The sequence below is a fragment of the Streptomyces xanthophaeus genome (genome assembly GCF_030440515.1).
GTDB lineage: Bacteria > Actinomycetota > Actinomycetes > Streptomycetales > Streptomycetaceae > Streptomyces > Streptomyces kutzneri.
In genome coordinates this window covers 1,144,096-1,159,903 of sequence record NZ_CP076543.1, presented here as the reverse complement: position 1 = coordinate 1,159,903, position 15,808 = coordinate 1,144,096, and the positions used below count along the sequence as shown (strand labels likewise).

Sequence of the window (15,808 nt, the reverse complement as noted above, 5' to 3'; positions counted from 1 at the left end):
GATCCGAAAGGTGAACCGCCATGAGCAACCCCTTCGAGAACGACAACGCCGCCTACGTCGTGGTCCGCAACGACGAGCTCCAGTACTCCCTGTGGCCCGCCGCCAACCCCGTCCCGGCCGGCTGGACCGTCGTGCACGGCCCCGACGGCCGCCAGGCCTGCCTGGACCATGTCGAGCGGGTCTGGACCGACATGCGCCCCGCCTCCCTGGTGGCCGCCCTCGCCGGGGACGCGCCCCGTGGCTGAGCCCGTCCACCGCGCCGGGCAGCCGGCCGACACCGACACCGACACCGACACCGGCGACGCCGACCCCGTACGGATCCTGTGCTCGCTCTTCGCCGAGATCCTCGGCCGCGCCGGGGTCGACGCGGGCCACAGCTTCACCGGGCTGGGCGGGGACAGCATCCAGGCGATCCAGGTCGTCAGCCGCGCCCGCGCGGCCGGCCTCCTCGTCAGCACCCGTGACGTGCTCCGCGCCGAGAGCGTGAGCGCGCTCGCCGCCACCGCCCGCGCCCACGGCCGGGCGGGGGAGAGCGCCGGCCCGGCCGTGCCCCCGCGCCGCCTGGGGCCGCTGGTGTCCACCCCCATCATGGGCTGGCTCGCCGAACTCGGCGGTCCCGTCGACACGTACAACCAGTCGCTCGTCCTGCGCACCCCGCCGGGCTTCGGGCCGGCCGACGCCGAACGCACCGTCCAGGCCCTCCTCGACACCCACGAGATGCTCCGCCTGCGGCTGCCCGACGGGATCGGAGCCTCCGGCGCCGAGCCGCTCGTACCGCCCGCGGGCTCCGTCACCGCGGCGGAGCTGCTGGAGCACGTGGACGCCCGCGGGAAGGGCGACGGGGAACTGCCCGCCCTGACCCGGGACCGGATGCGCGCGGCCCGGCGGCTGCTCTCGCCCCGCGCGGGCCACATGCTGCGCGCCGTACTCCTCGACCGGGGAGCCGGACAGCAGGGACGTCTCGCACTCGTCGTCCACCACCTCGTGGTCGACGGCGTCTCGTGGCGGATCCTCCAGGACGACCTGCGGGCCTGCGCGGCGGCCCTCGCCGAGGGCCGCGAGCCCGCCCTGGAACCGGCGCACACCCCCTTCGCGCACTGGGCCGACCTGCTGCGCGCGGAGGCCACCTCCGGCCGCCGGACCGCCGAGGCCGACCGCTGGGCCGCCGCCCTGCGCGAGGCCCCGCAGGACCTCGCCGGAGTCCGCGCACCCGGCGGCCTCGACCCCGAGAGCCCGGACAACACCCTCACCCTGACCCTCGGACCGGATGTGACGGGCCCCCTGCTCACCACCGCGCCGGGTCTCGTCAACGGCACCGTCAACGACGTGCTGCTGACCGCCCTGGCGCTCGCCGTGCTCGGCCGGCGGAGCGCCGACGGCGCGGACACGGGTGACGCGGAGGGCGCCGTCCTCGTCGACGTCGAGGGACACGGCCGCGAGGACATCGCCGACGGCACGGACCTGTCCCGCACCGTCGGCTGGTTCACCACCGTGTTCCCCGTCCGCCTCGCCCTCGGCCGCCCCGACCTCGACGAGGCCCGCGCCGGCGGACCCGCGGTCGGAGCCGCCCTGCGCCTGGTCAAGGAGGAACTGCGTGCCGTACCGGACAAGGGCATCGGCTTCGGGCTGCTGCGCCACCTCAACTCCCGTACCGGGCCGGACCTCGCCGCGCGCGGCATCCCCCAGATCGGCTTCAACTACCTCGGCCGGTTCCCGATGGGCGGCGACGCCCCCTGGGACGCCGCACCCGGGCACGCCTTCGCCCTCGACGACGCCGACGACGGCCTTCCGATGGCCCACGCCGTGGAGGTCAACGCGGCCGCCCACGAGGGCCCCGACGGCCTCACCCTCAGCGCCACCTGGACCTGGGCGGGCAACGTCTTCCCGCGGAGTCGGGTCCACGACCTCGCGCAGGAGTGGTTCACCATGCTGCGCGCCGTCGTCACCCACGCCTCCCGCCCGGACGCCGGCGGGCTGACCCCCTCCGACGTGCCCCTCGCCCAGGTCAGCCAGGCCGACCTCGACACCTTCGAATCCCAGCTCGGAGCCCTGCTGTGATCCCTCTGTCCCACGCCCAGCAGCGATTGTGGTTCCACGCCCGGGACGGCGCCGACGGCGCGCTCTACCACATCCCCGTCGGGCTGCGGCTGAGCGGCGCCCTCGACCGGGCCGCCCTGCGCGCCGCCCTCGCGGACGTCAGCGCCCGCCACGAGGCCCTCCGTACCGTCTTCCCCGACGCTGCGGGCCGCCCGCACCAGCGGGTCCTGGACCCCGCGGACGCCGTCCCGCAGCTCGCCGTCACCGTCTGCCCGCCCGCCGAACGCGCCCGCCGGGCCGGGGAGGCGTCGTCCCGGCCCTTCGACCTCGGAACCGAACCGCCGCTGCGCGCCGACCTGTTCACCGACGAAGCCGAGGACCACTACCTGCTCCTGGTCCTGCACCACATCGCGGGCGACGGCCACTCCGTGAACGTCCTCGTGCGCGACCTGGCCGCCGCCTACACCGCCCGGAGCTCCGGGCGCCCGCCCGAGTGGCCCGAACTGCCCGTCCAGTACCCGGACTACGCCCTGTGGCAGCGCGAACTCCTGGGCGCGGCACAGGACCCCGGCTCCCTGCACGCCCGGCTGCTCACCCACTGGGCGGCCGCCCTGGACGGCCTGCCCGAGGAGCTGGCCCTGCCCGCCGACCGGCCGCGCCCGGCCGTGGCCGGCCACCGGGGCGCACTGGTGGAGGCACGGACCGACGCCGCCGTCCACGCGGGGCTGGCCGCGCTGGCCCAAGGCGGCCGCGCCACGCCGTTCATGGCCGTGCAGGCCGCCTTCGCGGTCCTGCTCACCCGGCTCGGCGCCGGCACCGACCTGCCGCTCGGCTGCCCCGTCGACGGCCGCGACGACGAAGCCCTCACCGACCTCGTGGGCCTCTTCGTCAACACCCTCGTCGTGCGCGCCGACACCTCGGGCGACCCCACCTTCACGGAGGTGCTGGGCCGCGTGCGGTCCGCCACCCTGGAGACGTACGCCCACCAGGAACTGCCCTTCGAATCGCTCGTCGAACGCCTCAACCCGGCCCGCTCGCCCGCCCGTCACCCGCTCTTCCAGGTCGCCGTCTCCGCCCAGCGCGGCGAGCCGCTCACCCCCGCCTTCGCGGGTCTGCGGGCGGAGGTGGAGGCGGTACGCACCGACACCGCCAAGTTCGACCTCACCCTGGAGGTCGAGGAGCTCCACGATCCGGCCACCGGAGAACCACAGGGCCTGGCCCTCGGCCTGGAGTACGCGAGCGACCTGTTCGACCGGACGACGGCCCGGCGGCTGCTGGACCGGCTCGTCCACCTCATCGGCGCCGTCGTCCGCGCACCCGGGATCCCCCTCTCCGCGCTCGACGTCCTGCTGCCCGGGGAGCGCGCCGACCTCCTGGAGCACTGGCAGGGCGCGCCGGTCGCCGCCGACGTCCGCACCGTCCACCAGGCCTTCGAGGAGCGGGCGGCCGCCCACCCCGGCCGCGCCGCCGTGCTCTGCGCCGGCCGGGAGACCACGTACGCCGAACTCGACGCCCGGGCCGACCGGATCGCCGGGCGGCTGCGTACCCTCGGCGTCCGCCCGGGCGAGGCCGTCGCCGTACTGATGGACCGCTCGGCCGGCCTCGTCGCGGCCTGCCTCGGCATCCTCAAGGCGGGCGCCGCCTACCTGCCGCTGGACGCGCGGGCCCCGCGCGCCCGTACCGAGGCCGTGATCACCGCGGCCGGGGCCGCCGTCCTCGTCACCGACGTCCCGGACGGCGAGCCCGTACCGGCGGGTCCGCGCCACGTACTGCGCCCGGACGGGGCCCCCGCCGAGGAGGCCGCGGCAGTGGCGGCGGACGGGCCGCCCGGTCATCCCGACGCGCTCGCCTACCTGATGTACACCTCCGGCTCCACCGGCACGCCCAAGGGCGTGGCCGTCTCCCACCGCGAGGTCGTCGCCCTCGCCACCGACGGGCGCTGGCGCGGCGGCGCGCACGAGCGGGTCCTGTTCCGCTCCCCGCACGCCTTCGACGCCTCCACCTACGAGATGTGGGTGCCGCTCCTGAACGGCGGCCTGGTCGTCGTCGCGCCGCCCGGCGAGCTCGACGTCGACGCGCTCGCCCGGCTGATGACCGAGGAGAAGGTCACCGGCACCTTCCTCACCGCCACCCTCTTCAACGTCCTCGCCGACCGCTGCCTGCCCGCGCTCGGCACGCTGCACGAGGTGATGACCGGTGGCGAGGCCGCCTCGCCGTCCATGGTCCGCCGGGTCCGCGAGGCCTGCCCCCGCACCACCGTCACCAACGCCTACGGCCCCACAGAGACCACCACCTTCGCCGCGACCTTCGCCGTCGGCCCGGGTCAGGAGGCCCCCGACGGGCAGGTCCCGATCGGCCGCCCGCTCGACGGTACGCAGCTCCACGTCCTGGACGACCGGCTCGGCCTCGTGGCGCCCGGCGTCATCGGCGAGCTCTACATCGCGGGAACCGGACTCGCCCAGGGCTACCTCGGCCGGGCGGCGCTGACCGCCGAACGCTTCGTCGCCTGCCCGTACGGCCCCCCGGGCGCCCGCATGTACCGCACCGGAGACCTGGCCCGCTGGAACACCGACGGCCAGGTCGAGTACCTCGGCCGCGCCGACCGTCAGGTCAAGATCCGCGGACTGCGCATCGAACCCGGCGAGATCGAGCACGCCCTGGCCGCCCACCCGGCGGTGGGCCAGGCCGCCGTCACCGTCGTGGACACGGCCGCCGGACCCGCGCTCGCGGGCTACGCGGTCCCCGCCGAGGGCACCCCCGCACCCGACCCGCGGGAACTGCGCGAGCACCTGCGCGCCCGGCTGCCCGACTACATGGTGCCCGCCACCCTCACCCTCCTCGACGCCTTCCCCGTGACGGCCAACGGCAAGACCGACCTGACCGCCCTGCCCGCACCGGATCCGGCCACGGCCGGCACCGCAGGAGCCCACGAGGGGCCGCGCACCGACGACGAGCGCACCCTGTGCGCGATCTGGGAACAGGTCCTCGGCCTGCCCCGGATCGGGGTCCACGACAGCTTCTTCGACCTCGGCGGCCACTCCCTGCTCGCCACCCAGCTGCTCGCCGAGGTCACGGCGCGGTTCGGAGCCGCCGTCGGCATCCGCCAGTTCTTCACCGGCCCCACCGTCGCCGAACTGGCCGCGGCCCTGCCCGCCGCCGCGGCCGCCGGCGCCGGCGCCGAGGACCCGCCGATCGTCCGCCGGGCCCGCCGCACCCAGACCGCCTGACCACAGAAGGAACACCACCGTGAACCACCCGCCGTCCACCCCCGCCCCTCTCCCCTCTGCCGCCGCCCCCGCCGCACGCTCCCTGGTCGAGGACGTCCTGCCGCTCTCCCCCCTCCAGGACGGCATCCTCTTCCACGCCCTCTTCGACGAGGAGGAACGCGACGTCTACGTCGCCCAGCTGCTCCTCGACCTCGACGGCCCCCTCGACGCGGACCGGCTGCGCGCCGCCGCCGACACCGTCCTGCAACGGCACGCCAACCTCCGCGCCGGCTTCCTGCGCCGCGCCACCGGTGAACCCGCCCAGGTCGTCCAGCGCGGCGTACGGGCCCCCTGGCAGGAGGCGGACCTGTCCGGGCTCGACCCGGCCGAGCGCGCCGCCGCCGTCGACACCCTCCTCGCCGAGGACCGGGCCACCCGCTTCGACCTCGCCCGGCCGCCGCTGCTGCGCTTCGCCCTCATCCGCACCGGCCCGCTGTCCCACCGGCTGCTGCTGACCTACCACCACATCCTGATGGACGGCTGGTCCTGGCCGGTCCTGGTGCGCGAACTCCTCGCCCTGCACCACGCCGACGACGCAGCCCTGGGCCCGGTCACCCCGTACTCCGCCTTCCTGGGCCGGCTCCACAGCCGCGACACGGCCGCCGCCCAGGACGCCTGGACCCGCGCCCTGGACGGGCTGCAGGGCGGAACCCGCACCGCGCCCGTGTCCCCGCCGCCCGGCTCGGTCCTGCCCGACCGCGTGGAGACGTACCTCCCGGAGTCCCTGACCGAGCGGCTCGGCGCCCTCGCGCGCGAGCACCGGATCACCTCCGGAACCCTGCTCCAGGGTGCGTGGGCGCTCCTGCTCGGGCGCCAGATCCGCTCCGAGGACGTGGTCTTCGGCGCCATCGTCAGCGGCCGCGACCCCGAACTGGCCGGCGTCGCCGACATCGTGGGCCTGTGCATCAACACCGTGCCGGTCCGCGTGCGGATCGACCCCGCGGAGTCCCTCGTCGCCCTGTTCGAACGGGTCCAGGACGAGCAGGCACGGCTGATCGACCACCACCACCTGGGACTCGTCGAGATCCAGCGGCTCGCCGGAGCGGGGGAGCTCTTCGACTCCTGCGTCGCCTTCCAGAACTACCCCGTCGACGCGGCCGGCCTCGCCGCCCTCGGCGCGGGCGGGCTCCGCGTCACCGGAGTGGACCCGTACGACGCCGCCCACTACCCGCTCTCGCTGACCGCCATCCCCGGCGACCGGCTGCGCCTGCAGATCGACTACCGGCCGGACGTCTTCGAACGGGACACCGCCCAGGCCCTGCTGGAACGACTCGCCCGGCTCCTGGAGGCCGTCGCCGAGGACCCGTCGTGCCCGGTGGGCACCGTGGACCTGCTCTCCCCGGCCGAACGCCACCGCGTCCTGGTCGAATGGAACGACACCGCGCGCGACGAGCAGTACGCGGAGGCCGTCGAGCGCGTACGGCAGCAGGCCGAGCGCCGGCCCGACGCCGTCGCCACCACCGACGAGGCCGGCCGCGAGCTGAGCTACGCGGCCCTCGTCGCCCGCGCCGACGCCCTCGCCCTGGCCCTGCTCGCCGACGGCGTGCGCCCCGGCGACCTGGTCGCGGTGCTGAGCGAGCCCACCGCCCGGGTCCCCGTCGCGATGCTCGGCATCCTCGGCTCCGGAGCGGCCTACGTCCCCCTCGACCCCGAGGGACCCGTCACCCGTACCGCCGACCTCCTCGCGAGCGGCGGGATCGCCCGGCTGCTGGCCGCCCCCGAACAGCGCGCCCGCGCCGAGGAGATCGCCGCCGCCGTCCCCGGCGGCCTGCCCGTCCTCGTGATCGACGACGCGGCCGCCGCCGCCCCGGGCGAGCGGCCGGCGCCGGCCGGCGGACCCGACGCCCTCGCCTACGTCTGCTTCACCTCGGGCTCCACCGGCAAGCCCAAGGGCGCCATGGTCCACCGCCGGGGCATGAACAACCACCTCCTGGCCAAGGTCGAGGACCTCGGCCTCGGCGACGGCGACCGCGTGGTGATGAACGCCCCGCTCACCTTCGACATCTCCGTGTGGCAGATGCTCGCCCCGCTGATCACCGGCGGACAGGTCCACCTGGTCACCCGGGACACCGCCCGCGACCCGGCCGCCCTCTTCGACGACGCCGCCCGCCGGGGGATCACCGTCCTGGAGACCGTGCCCTCCTTCGTCCGCGCAGCCGTGGACCTGTGGGACACCGGCGTGCTGCCGCCGGCCCTGCCCGAACTGCGCTGGTTCATCGTCAACGGCGAGGTGCTGCCGCCCGAACTGTGCACCCGCTGGTACGCGCGCCACCCGCAGGCCGCGATCGTCAACGCGTACGGCCTCACCGAGTGCTCCGACGACAACACCCACGCCTTCATCGGCCCCGACGTGCACGCCCAGCTGGAACACGGCCGGCTGCCCGTCGGCCGCCCGCTGCGCAACAACACCCTCTACCTTCTGGACGCCGTACTCGCCCCCGTACCGCCCGGCGTTCCCGGCGAACTCTTCATCGGCGGCACCGGCGTGGGACCCGGATACCTGCGCGACCCGCGCCGCTCCAGCGAGCGCTACGTGCCCGACCCGTTCTCCGCCGAGCCCGGCAGCCGCATGTACCGCACCGGCGACCTCGCCCGGATGCGGGCCGACGGCCAGCTCGACTTCCTCGGCCGCCAGGACCACCAGGTCAAGGTCCGCGGCAACCGCATCGAACTCGGCGAGGTGGAGACCGCGCTGCGCACCGTACCGGGCGTCGGCGAGGCCGTCGTCGCCGTCGACCGGGACCACGCGGGCCAGCAGCGGCTGATCTGCTACTTCACCGGCACGCCCACCGCCGAGGAGGTCCGCGCCGAACTGGGCCGGAACCTGCCCAACTACATGGTCCCGTCGCTGTTCCTGCACCTGCCGCGGTTCCCGCTCACCGTGAACGGCAAGCTCGACCGCAAGGCACTCCCCGATCCGGCCACCGTGCACCGCCCGGCGGGCCGGCTGCCCGCCACCCCCGCGGAGAAGACGGTCTGCGAGATCTTCGCCTCCGTCCTCGGCCTCCAGGAGGCGGGCATGGACGACGACTTCTTCGCCCACGGCGGCCACTCGCTCCTCGCCACCCGGCTGGCCGGCCGCATCGGCACCGAACTCGGCGTACGGCTGAACATCCGCGACCTCTTCGAGACGCCCACCCCTGCGGGCATCGCCGCCCGCCTCGCCGAGGCCGCGACCGCACCCGCCCGCCCCGCCCTGCGCCCCCGCTCCCGTGACCAGGGCTGACCGGGCGTGACCGCGCGTTCGGGCGCCTGACCGCGCCCGAACGCGCGGCGCCCTCCCCGCGAAGAGCCCCCTCCCGCGCAGAGCCCCCCGCGACGAGCCCGTCCGCACCCCCCAGGAGACACCACCACCATGAGCCCCACCGAGACCACCCCCGTGCCCCTGCGCATCGCGCACCGGGCCGGGATCGCACCCGAGGCCACCGCGGTCCGCGAGCCCGAAGGAGAGCTGACGTACCGACAGTTCGACCGGCGGGCACGCGCGGTGGCCGAGGAACTGCGCGCCGCGGGCGCCGGGCCGGAGGACACGGTGCTCCTGGGGGTGCGCCGCGGCGTCCACTGGGCGGTGGGGCTGCTCGGCATCTGGTACGCGGGGGCGGCACCCCTCCTGGTGGACCTCGACGCCCCCGACGAGCGGCTGCGCACCCTGCTGGCGGCCGCCGGCACCCGGCACGCGGTCGCCCCCGACACCTACGCGGCCGCGATGCTGCAACGCCGCACCGGGAGCGAGCTGTTCTGGGCCTCCACCACGACCGCGGCCCCCGCATCGGCGGCCCGGCCCGCCGACATCGCCCCGGGTTCCCTCGCCTACGTGCTCTTCACCTCCGGCTCCACCGGGCAGCCCAAACCCGTGGCGGTCGGCCACGCCGGACTCGCCGCGCAGGTCGCCACCCTGGCCGGACGCTACGGGCTGACCGCCGAGGACGCGGTCCTGCAGTTCGCGGCCCCCGCCTTCGACGTCAGCCTGGAGGAGGCCCTGCCGACCTGGTGCACGGGCGGCACGGCCGTCTTCGTCAAGGACAACGTCCTCTCGCCCGCCGAACTGGAGCCGTTCCTCGCCGAGGAGCGCATCAGCGTCGTCAACCTGCCCACCCCGTACTGGTCGCAGTGGGCCAAGGACCTGGAGCGCGCCCCGCGGCCGCTGCCGTCCGCACTGCGCCGCGTGGTGATCGGCAGCGACGCGGGCCGCACCGCGGACCTGACGCGCTGGACGTCCGCCGGCCACCCCCCGGTGATCAGCTGCTACGGCCTCACGGAGTCCACGATCACCGCGACCTCCTACGAGCCGGGACCGGCCGAACTGGCCGGCTTCGCGGGCGACGAGCTGATCCCGCTCGGCGAACCGCTGGCAGGGGTACGCGCCTACGTCCTCGACGAGGAGCTGCGCGAGGCGCCCCCCGGCGCCGCGGGCGAGCTGTACCTGGCGGGTTCCTGCCTGGCGCGCGGCTACCACGGCCGGCCGGGGCCGACCTCAGAGCGGTTCGTCGCCGACCCCTTCGCCGGCGTCCCCGGCGAGCGTATGTACCGCACGGGCGACCGCGTCACCCGCGCACCCGGCGGCCCGCTCGTCTTCCTCGGGCGCGCCGACGACCAGGTCAAGATCCGCGGCCACCGGGTCGAACTCAAGGAGGTGGAGGCGGCCGTGGCCGCCCACCCCGACGTCGTCGACGTGGTCGCCCGCGCCGTCGCGGCGGACGGCGGACCGCAGCTGGCCGCCTGGGCCGCCGTCACCCCCGGCAGCTCCCTCACCCCGGACGCCCTGCGCCGGCACCTTCTGGCCAAGGTGCCCGGATACCTCGTACCGGCCGTGGTGACACTGATGGACAGGCTGCCGCGGACCCCGGGCGGCAAGCTCGACCCCCGGGCGCTGCCCGCGCCCGCCCCCCGATGAACCAGCAGCCCGCGGACCCCGTCCGCGACCAGACAAGGAACGCACCCGTGTCCGTCACCACCGACGAGTCCACCGATTCCGCCCAGAGCGTCGAGCGCCGCCGGCGCAGGGACTTCCGTCTCTTCATGTCCTCGCACATCTGCAACGAGCTGGGCGGCAGCATCACGTACGTGGCCCTGCCGCTGATGGCGGTGCTCACCCTCGACGCCTCGGCGATGCAGGCCGGTCTGCTGTCCGCCGCGGAACACGCGGCCTTCCTGCTGCTGGGACTGCCCGCCGGGGCCTGGGTCGACCGGATGCGCAAGCGCCGCGTGATGATGGCCGCCGACCTGGCGCGCGCCGTCCTGCTGACGGCGCTGCCGGTGGCCTACCTGCTGGACCTGCACTCGATGCCGCTGCTGTACGCGGTGGCCCTGCTGCTCGGCTGCGCCCGGCTGTTCGGTGACGTGGCCGATCAGAGCTACCTGCCGACCCTCATCGGCAAGGACACGCTGATCGCGGGCAACTCGAAGCTGGAGACGGTGCGTTCGGGGGCCGAGTTCGCAGGTCCCGGTATCGCCGGCTTCCTGGTGCAACTGCTGGGCGCGGCCGGGACGCTGGCCGGGCAGGCGGTCACCTCACTGGTGTCCGTGGTCCTTCTGGGGCGGATCGGGGCCCGGGAGGAGAAGCCGGAGCCCGCCCCGCGCCGGCACCTGCTGCGCGACATCCGCGAGGGGCTGGGCTATGTCCTGAGCCACCGGATCCTGCGGCTCATCGCCCTGAACACGGCTGCCGTGAACCTGTTCCTCAGCGCGGTGATGGCCATCGAGGTGCTCTTCCTGACCCGCACCGTGGGGCTGCCGCCCGCGGCCGTCGGCTGGGTGCTGACGACCGCCACCATCGGCTCGGTGCTGGCGGCCACCGCCGCGGACCGGGTGACCCGGGCCGTCGGCGCGGCCCGGCTCACGTGGCTGTCCCTGCTGGTGACCATGCCCTTCGGGCTGCTGCTCCCGCTGGCCGACGACGACTGGCGGATCGGCCTGTTCGTGCTCGGGTCGCTCGTCCAGTCGGCCGGCGTCACCCTGTACAACATCTGCCAGGTCACCTACCGGCAGACGGTCTGCCCGCCGCACCTGCTCGGCCGGATGACCGCCACCATGCGCTTCCTGGTGTGGGGCGTACTGCCCCTGAGCGGCCTGCTGGCGGGACTCCTCGGTGAACTGCTGGGCGTGCGCAACGCCCTGTGGCTCTGCGCCGCCGCCCTGTCGGCGGCCCCGCTGGTCCTGCTCTGCTCCCCGCTGCGGCGGATGCGCGAGTTCGAAGACGATGCCCCGGGGGCCGGGGCCACGGCCGCGCGACCGGCTCAGTAGCCCAGCCGGAAGGCGATGTGGGTGAGCTGGGTCCGGTTCACCGCGCCGGTCTTGCTGCGCAGCCGGCGCAGGTAGGTGTCGACCGTGTGCGGGCTCAGCCCCATCCGGCAGGCGATCATCCGGTACGTGTCCCCCTGCGCGAGGTAGGCGAGGACCTCCTGCTCGCGGGGGGTCAGGGCGGGCAGCTCCGGTGCGCGGGCGGTGAGGGTGGTGTGCAGCATGTGGGGCTCCGGATTCCGGGTCGAGGATGAAGGGGGAGCGGCGGGGTCCGGCACCCCCGGTGACGGTGCGATCACGCTGAGCGTGACCGCACCGTTTCGGACGTCCGGGGCCTGAAGTGGCCGGACACCCGCCGCTGTTCGTCCGGTACAGCCTTTCGCCCTGCATATCCTGGCGCCAGGGGGCGGGCACCTCACCAAAGTGCCTGGCAGTAAAGCGACCCGGGGTGAAAAGGGCTAAGTGGGGCAATGCAAACATCTGACGTGGTGCCGGATCCGAAGAAAGCCGATGTTGACATCGATGTCTACGGCTGGGTGCTCGAACACCGCACGGTGGACGTGGACGCCGTGGCCGCCGGTACGGGACTCGACGCGGACGAGGTCCGGCGCAGCGTGTCACGCCTGCGCGCCTCCCGCCTGCTGCACGTGAGCCCGATCGACCCGTCGGTGGCCTTCGCGGTGGCCCCGGACACGGCCGCCGAGCAGCTCGTCGCGCCCCTGGAGGCGCAGATCCGCGACCAGCAGCAGGCGATCAGCGGGATCCGCGAGGATCTGGGGCGTTTCCTGCCGCACTACCTGGGTCGCCGTTCCACGGGGGAGTCGCTGGAGGTCCTGGAAAGCCTGGAGGACGTGCGCGGGGCACTCAACCGGGCCTCTCTCAACTGCACGACCGAGATGCTCAGTTCGCAGCCCGGGGGCGGCAGCCGGGTGCCGGAGGCGATGCAGGAGGCGCTGCGGCGGGACGAGACGATGCTCCAGCGGGGGATCTCCATCCGGACCCTGTACCACCACACGGCCCGCTTCAACGGACCGAGCCAGGCCTACGTCGCGGCCACCTCCGTCCTGGGGGCGCAGTACCGCACCGCGCACGAACTGTTCGGCCGGCTCATCGCCTTCGACCGGGAACTGGCCTTCATACCCGTCGCCGACGGCAGTTGGGGCGCCGTCGTCGTACGGGAGCCGTCGACCGTCGCGTACCTGTGCAACATCTTCGACCAGACCTGGGACCTGGCCTCGCCGTTCTCGGCCGCGGCGGGCCAGGGACTCGAAGAGGTGGCCCGCGAGATCCACGAGACGATCATCCGGCTGCTCGCGGCCGGGCTGAAGGACGAGGCCATCGCGCGACGTCTGGGCATGTCGCTGCGCACGGCCCGGCGCCACATCGCCGACATCATGCAGGAGCTGGGCGCGGGCAGTCGCTTCCAGGCGGGGGTGGCCGCCGCCGCGCGCGGCCTGCTGGCGCCGGAGGCCGAGGCGGGCGGCGAGCCGGGACAGCCCGTACAGCACTCCTGACCTGGTGTCACGTGTTCTCGTGTCTGTCGCGGTCGGCGGGCGTGTCGCATGCTGCTGGGATGGGAGCTGTGGAGCCGCCGAACAAGAGGGGCACGTGATGGACATGCCGGATGAAGCCTGCGAACGGGAGGCCCCGCACCTGCGGGAGATCGTCCTGTTCCTCTCGGTCCACCTGGACCGGGCGCCGGGTGTGCTGTGGCCCGAGTACGACAACCCGGCGTTCGGTGACCCCGATGACGCCGGGGCGGGACCGGCGGGTGGCGGTGTGCGCCCGGCGCAGGCGGACCGGTTCACCACCGAACTGGCCGCCCTGACCGGCCTGTCCGTCCGGCTGGACCGGGTGGAGACGGCCGGGTCCGCGCCGGGCACCGGTGTGGACGCCGTGTGGACCGGTCAGCCCGGGGACCGGGAGCACCTGCTGATCCACCAGATCGCCGGCGCCGTGACCTGGCAGCTGACCGGGACCGGCGAGAGCGGCCGGCCGGAGTCCTTCCAGTGCAGGCTGCTGCCGGGCGAGGTGCTGTACGTACCGGCCCGGTGGTCGCGCCGGTGCGTCGGTGCGCCGCAGGCGCAGTACGCCGTCATCTCGCTTTGCGGTACGGGTGACTGACGAAGAGGCGCGGTGGGCGAAAAGGCGGGGAGGGAGGATCGCGATGCGATCCTCCCTCCCCGCCTTTTCGCGGCCCTTGAGGGCCGGTGCGATCAGCCGCCCCAGGAGCTGTCGGCCGTGTCACGCGTCCGGCCGCCCAGCGTGGTGCCGACCGTCACCACCCGGCCGCCGGGCGCCACGATCTGACGCGGCGTCTGGGTGGTGGTGCCGCCCTCGCCCCCCGTGCTGGTCGTCACGGTGGTCGCGGCCGAGGTGTCGTCAGCGGCCTGGGCGACGCCGGCCGCGGGCAGCAGCAGGGCGGACGCGGCCATGGACAGGGCGATGACGTAACGCTTGAGCATGGGATCCCCAGGAGTACGAGCGGTCTGGTGTGGGCGCGAACCGCTTTGTGGGCCGTCCGCGCCGGTCGGTGCAGGACCAACCTTGCCGTGCCGGGGGCACTTCGGTGATCGATCAGGCTGCTCATCAAGCTGCCTGGCGCGATGGTGAGGGGCCGCAAATACCCTCAACTCCGACCTATTCGGTCAGCAATCCCGCTCCTGCGGCGGCCAAGGAGCCCTGTTCATGCCCGGCCGGTGCCGCCGCGGGCTCCGCCGGGCCCCGCGCGTCGAGCTCCCGCCACACCGGGAAGACGAGCGGGGTGAGCGTGACCGCGAGGTACAGCGCCCCCGTGCCCAGCAGCGCCGCCACCAGCCCCGAGACGTCCAGGGCCAGCCCCGCACCGAGCATCCCGAGCGGCGTCGCCGCCAGCGCGGCGGCCGTCAGCAGACCGAAGACCCGCCCCCGCACCGCCTCGGGCACCCGCTCGTAGGCGACCGACATCATCAGCGGACCCACGATCCCCGACCCGATGCCGGACAGGGCCAGTACGCCCAGCAGCACCGGCACCCCGGGCTCGGCGGCCAGCGCGGCACACCGCACCGCCCCGACCAGGACGAAGGCCCCGACGAAGGCCGTACGCCGGGGCATCCGGTGGCCCGCCCAGCCGTACAGGGCCGCCCCGAGCAGCGCGCCGGCCCCCATGGCGGTCACCATCGCCCCGAACAGGGCGCTGCTGCGCAGCACCTGGGCCCCGTACGCCGGGTAGAGCACGCCGTTCAGCGCCCCGTCGAGGGCGTTGGTCAGCATCAGGACGCCCACCATGGCCCCCAGGAGCCGGTCCCTGCGCAACTGGCCCAGCCCGAAACGCAGTTCCTGGACATAGGAGCCGCGCGGCGCCCCACCCCCGGCCGGGCGGGGGCGGGCCGCCGCCGGCACCAGGGCCGCCACGAGGAGGGCGCACAGCGCCATCGCCGCCATGTCCGCGTACAGGGTGCGCACGGGGCCGGCGGCCGCGATGAGCAGACCGGCCAGCGGTGCCCCCGCCATCATGCCGATCCGGCGGGCTCCCTCGACCGCTCCCGTGGCCCGCTCCGCCGTGATGCCCGCGCGTCGCATCGCGCCGGGCAGGAGCAGCTGCTTGGAGGTGTCGGACGGTCCGCGGGCGGCCCCCACCAGGAAGACCAGGACGATCAGCACGGGCAGGGGCAGGGCGCCCGCGGCGTGCAGGAGCGGGATCAGGCTGATCGAGGCGGCCGTCAGCAGGTCCGCTGCGATGCTCGTCGCGCGTACGGGCAGCCGGTCGACCACCGGACCCGCGAGCACGGCGGAACACAGCAGGCCCAGCACCTCGGCGGTGGCGACGAGCCCCGTCCGGGTGCCGCTGCCGGTGCTGTGCAGGACGAACCAGGGCACGGCGACCAGGGTCGCCGCCATGCCGAGCGAGGAGATCCCGGAGGCCGCCACCAGGGCGGCCAGCGGGGTGCGGCGGCGCGGTGACGCGGAGCCGCCGGTGTACGAGCTGGTCATACGGGGTTCCTTCCGGCACCGCCGCGCCGCCCGGCAGCCCGCGACGGGGTCTGCCGGGCGGCGTGGTGCCCGGGGATCGTCGGGTCAGCCGGCCATGCTCACGCGGAGGCTGAGCGGGCGCATGTCCGTCCACACCCGCTCGATGTGCGCGAGGCACTCCTCCTTGGTGCCGCGCACGCCCTGGTCGTGCCAGCCGAGCGGGACGGGCCGGCCGGCCTCCCAGAGGGAGTACTGCTCCTCGTCGTTGGCGACGACCAGGTACTGCTGCGGGGACGAGTCGTTCACGGTGTTCT

12 protein-coding genes are annotated in these 15,808 nt (G+C 74.8%); 8 read left to right on the top strand and 4 right to left on the bottom strand.

Annotated elements, in window-relative coordinates; all coding sequences use genetic code 11:
• The first annotated feature begins 20 nt into the window (after positions 1-20).
• The 6 genes from KO717_RS04990 (at position 21) to KO717_RS04965 (ending at position 11,546) form a co-directional block, all read left to right on the top strand.
• Positions 21-245, top strand: a complete 225-nt coding sequence (locus KO717_RS04990) for an MbtH family protein (RefSeq protein WP_301364639.1) — start codon at positions 21-23, stop codon at positions 243-245.
• Positions 238-2,058: a condensation domain-containing protein gene (locus tag KO717_RS04985; RefSeq protein WP_301364638.1), complete on the top strand. Its 1,821-nt coding sequence runs from the start codon at positions 238-240 to the stop codon at positions 2,056-2,058. The genes KO717_RS04990 and KO717_RS04985 overlap by 8 nt, the downstream gene beginning before the upstream one ends.
• Complete coding sequence (locus tag KO717_RS04980) at positions 2,055-5,264, top strand: non-ribosomal peptide synthetase (RefSeq protein WP_301364637.1); 3,210 nt, start codon at positions 2,055-2,057, stop codon at positions 5,262-5,264. Before KO717_RS04985 ends, KO717_RS04980 begins: the two co-directional genes overlap by 4 nt.
• A 19-nt stretch (positions 5,265-5,283) precedes the next feature.
• On the top strand, positions 5,284-8,529 hold the full coding sequence (locus KO717_RS04975; protein ID WP_301364636.1) for a non-ribosomal peptide synthetase: 3,246 nt from the start codon (positions 5,284-5,286) through the stop codon (positions 8,527-8,529).
• A 129-nt stretch (positions 8,530-8,658) separates the two neighbouring features.
• A complete protein-coding gene (locus KO717_RS04970; protein ID WP_301364635.1) occupies positions 8,659-10,197 on the top strand; it encodes an amino acid adenylation domain-containing protein in 1,539 nt (512 codons plus the stop codon).
• A gap of 47 nt (positions 10,198-10,244) precedes the next feature.
• Positions 10,245-11,546: an MFS transporter gene (locus KO717_RS04965; protein WP_301364634.1), complete on the top strand. Its 1,302-nt coding sequence runs from the start codon at positions 10,245-10,247 to the stop codon at positions 11,544-11,546.
• Here the strand turns inward: KO717_RS04965 and KO717_RS04960 are convergent.
• Positions 11,540-11,767: a response regulator transcription factor gene (locus tag KO717_RS04960; RefSeq protein WP_030016799.1), complete on the bottom strand. Its 228-nt coding sequence runs from the start codon at positions 11,765-11,767 to the stop codon at positions 11,540-11,542. The two genes, KO717_RS04965 and KO717_RS04960, sit on opposite strands and share 7 nt — an antisense overlap.
• 246 nt (positions 11,768-12,013) lie before the next feature.
• Here KO717_RS04960 and KO717_RS04955 point away from each other — a divergent pair, with 246 nt between their 5' ends.
• Positions 12,014-13,057, top strand: coding sequence for a helix-turn-helix domain-containing protein (locus KO717_RS04955; RefSeq protein WP_301364633.1), 1,044 nt, complete (start codon positions 12,014-12,016; stop codon positions 13,055-13,057).
• 97 nt (positions 13,058-13,154) lie between these two features.
• Complete coding sequence (locus KO717_RS04950) at positions 13,155-13,667, top strand: hypothetical protein (protein ID WP_301364632.1); 513 nt, start codon at positions 13,155-13,157, stop codon at positions 13,665-13,667.
• A gap of 92 nt (positions 13,668-13,759) precedes the next feature.
• Here the strand turns inward: KO717_RS04950 and KO717_RS04945 are convergent, their stop codons facing one another.
• The 3 genes from KO717_RS04945 to KO717_RS04935 all read right to left on the bottom strand — a co-directional run bounded on the left by KO717_RS04945 (position 13,760) and on the right by KO717_RS04935 (position 15,800).
• Positions 13,760-14,008: a hypothetical protein gene (locus KO717_RS04945; RefSeq protein ID WP_301364631.1), complete on the bottom strand. Its 249-nt coding sequence runs from the start codon at positions 14,006-14,008 to the stop codon at positions 13,760-13,762.
• Positions 14,009-14,183: 175 nt separating this feature from the next.
• Complete coding sequence (locus KO717_RS04940) at positions 14,184-15,515, bottom strand: MFS transporter (RefSeq protein WP_301364630.1); 1,332 nt, start codon at positions 15,513-15,515, stop codon at positions 14,184-14,186.
• 84 nt (positions 15,516-15,599) lie between these two features.
• The gene (locus tag KO717_RS04935) at positions 15,600-15,800 is read right to left on the bottom strand and encodes an MbtH family protein (protein ID WP_030014258.1); all 201 of its coding nucleotides are present in this window, start codon (positions 15,798-15,800) and stop codon (positions 15,600-15,602) included.
• Positions 15,801-15,808 lie beyond the last annotated feature (8 nt).

Coding starts and splice junctions, on each gene's coding strand:
- KO717_RS04990 (WP_301364639.1), top strand. CDS start 21: ATGAGCAACCCCTTCGAGAACGACAACGCCGCCTACGTCGTGGTCCGC.
- KO717_RS04970 (WP_301364635.1), top strand. CDS start 8,659: ATGAGCCCCACCGAGACCACCCCCGTGCCCCTGCGCATCGCGCACCGG.
- KO717_RS04960 (WP_030016799.1), bottom strand. CDS start 11,767: ATGCTGCACACCACCCTCACCGCCCGCGCACCGGAGCTGCCCGCCCTG.
- KO717_RS04955 (WP_301364633.1), top strand. CDS start 12,014: ATGCAAACATCTGACGTGGTGCCGGATCCGAAGAAAGCCGATGTTGAC.
- KO717_RS04950 (WP_301364632.1), top strand. CDS start 13,155: ATGGACATGCCGGATGAAGCCTGCGAACGGGAGGCCCCGCACCTGCGG.
- KO717_RS04945 (WP_301364631.1), bottom strand. CDS start 14,008: ATGCTCAAGCGTTACGTCATCGCCCTGTCCATGGCCGCGTCCGCCCTG.
- KO717_RS04940 (WP_301364630.1), bottom strand. CDS start 15,515: ATGACCAGCTCGTACACCGGCGGCTCCGCGTCACCGCGCCGCCGCACC.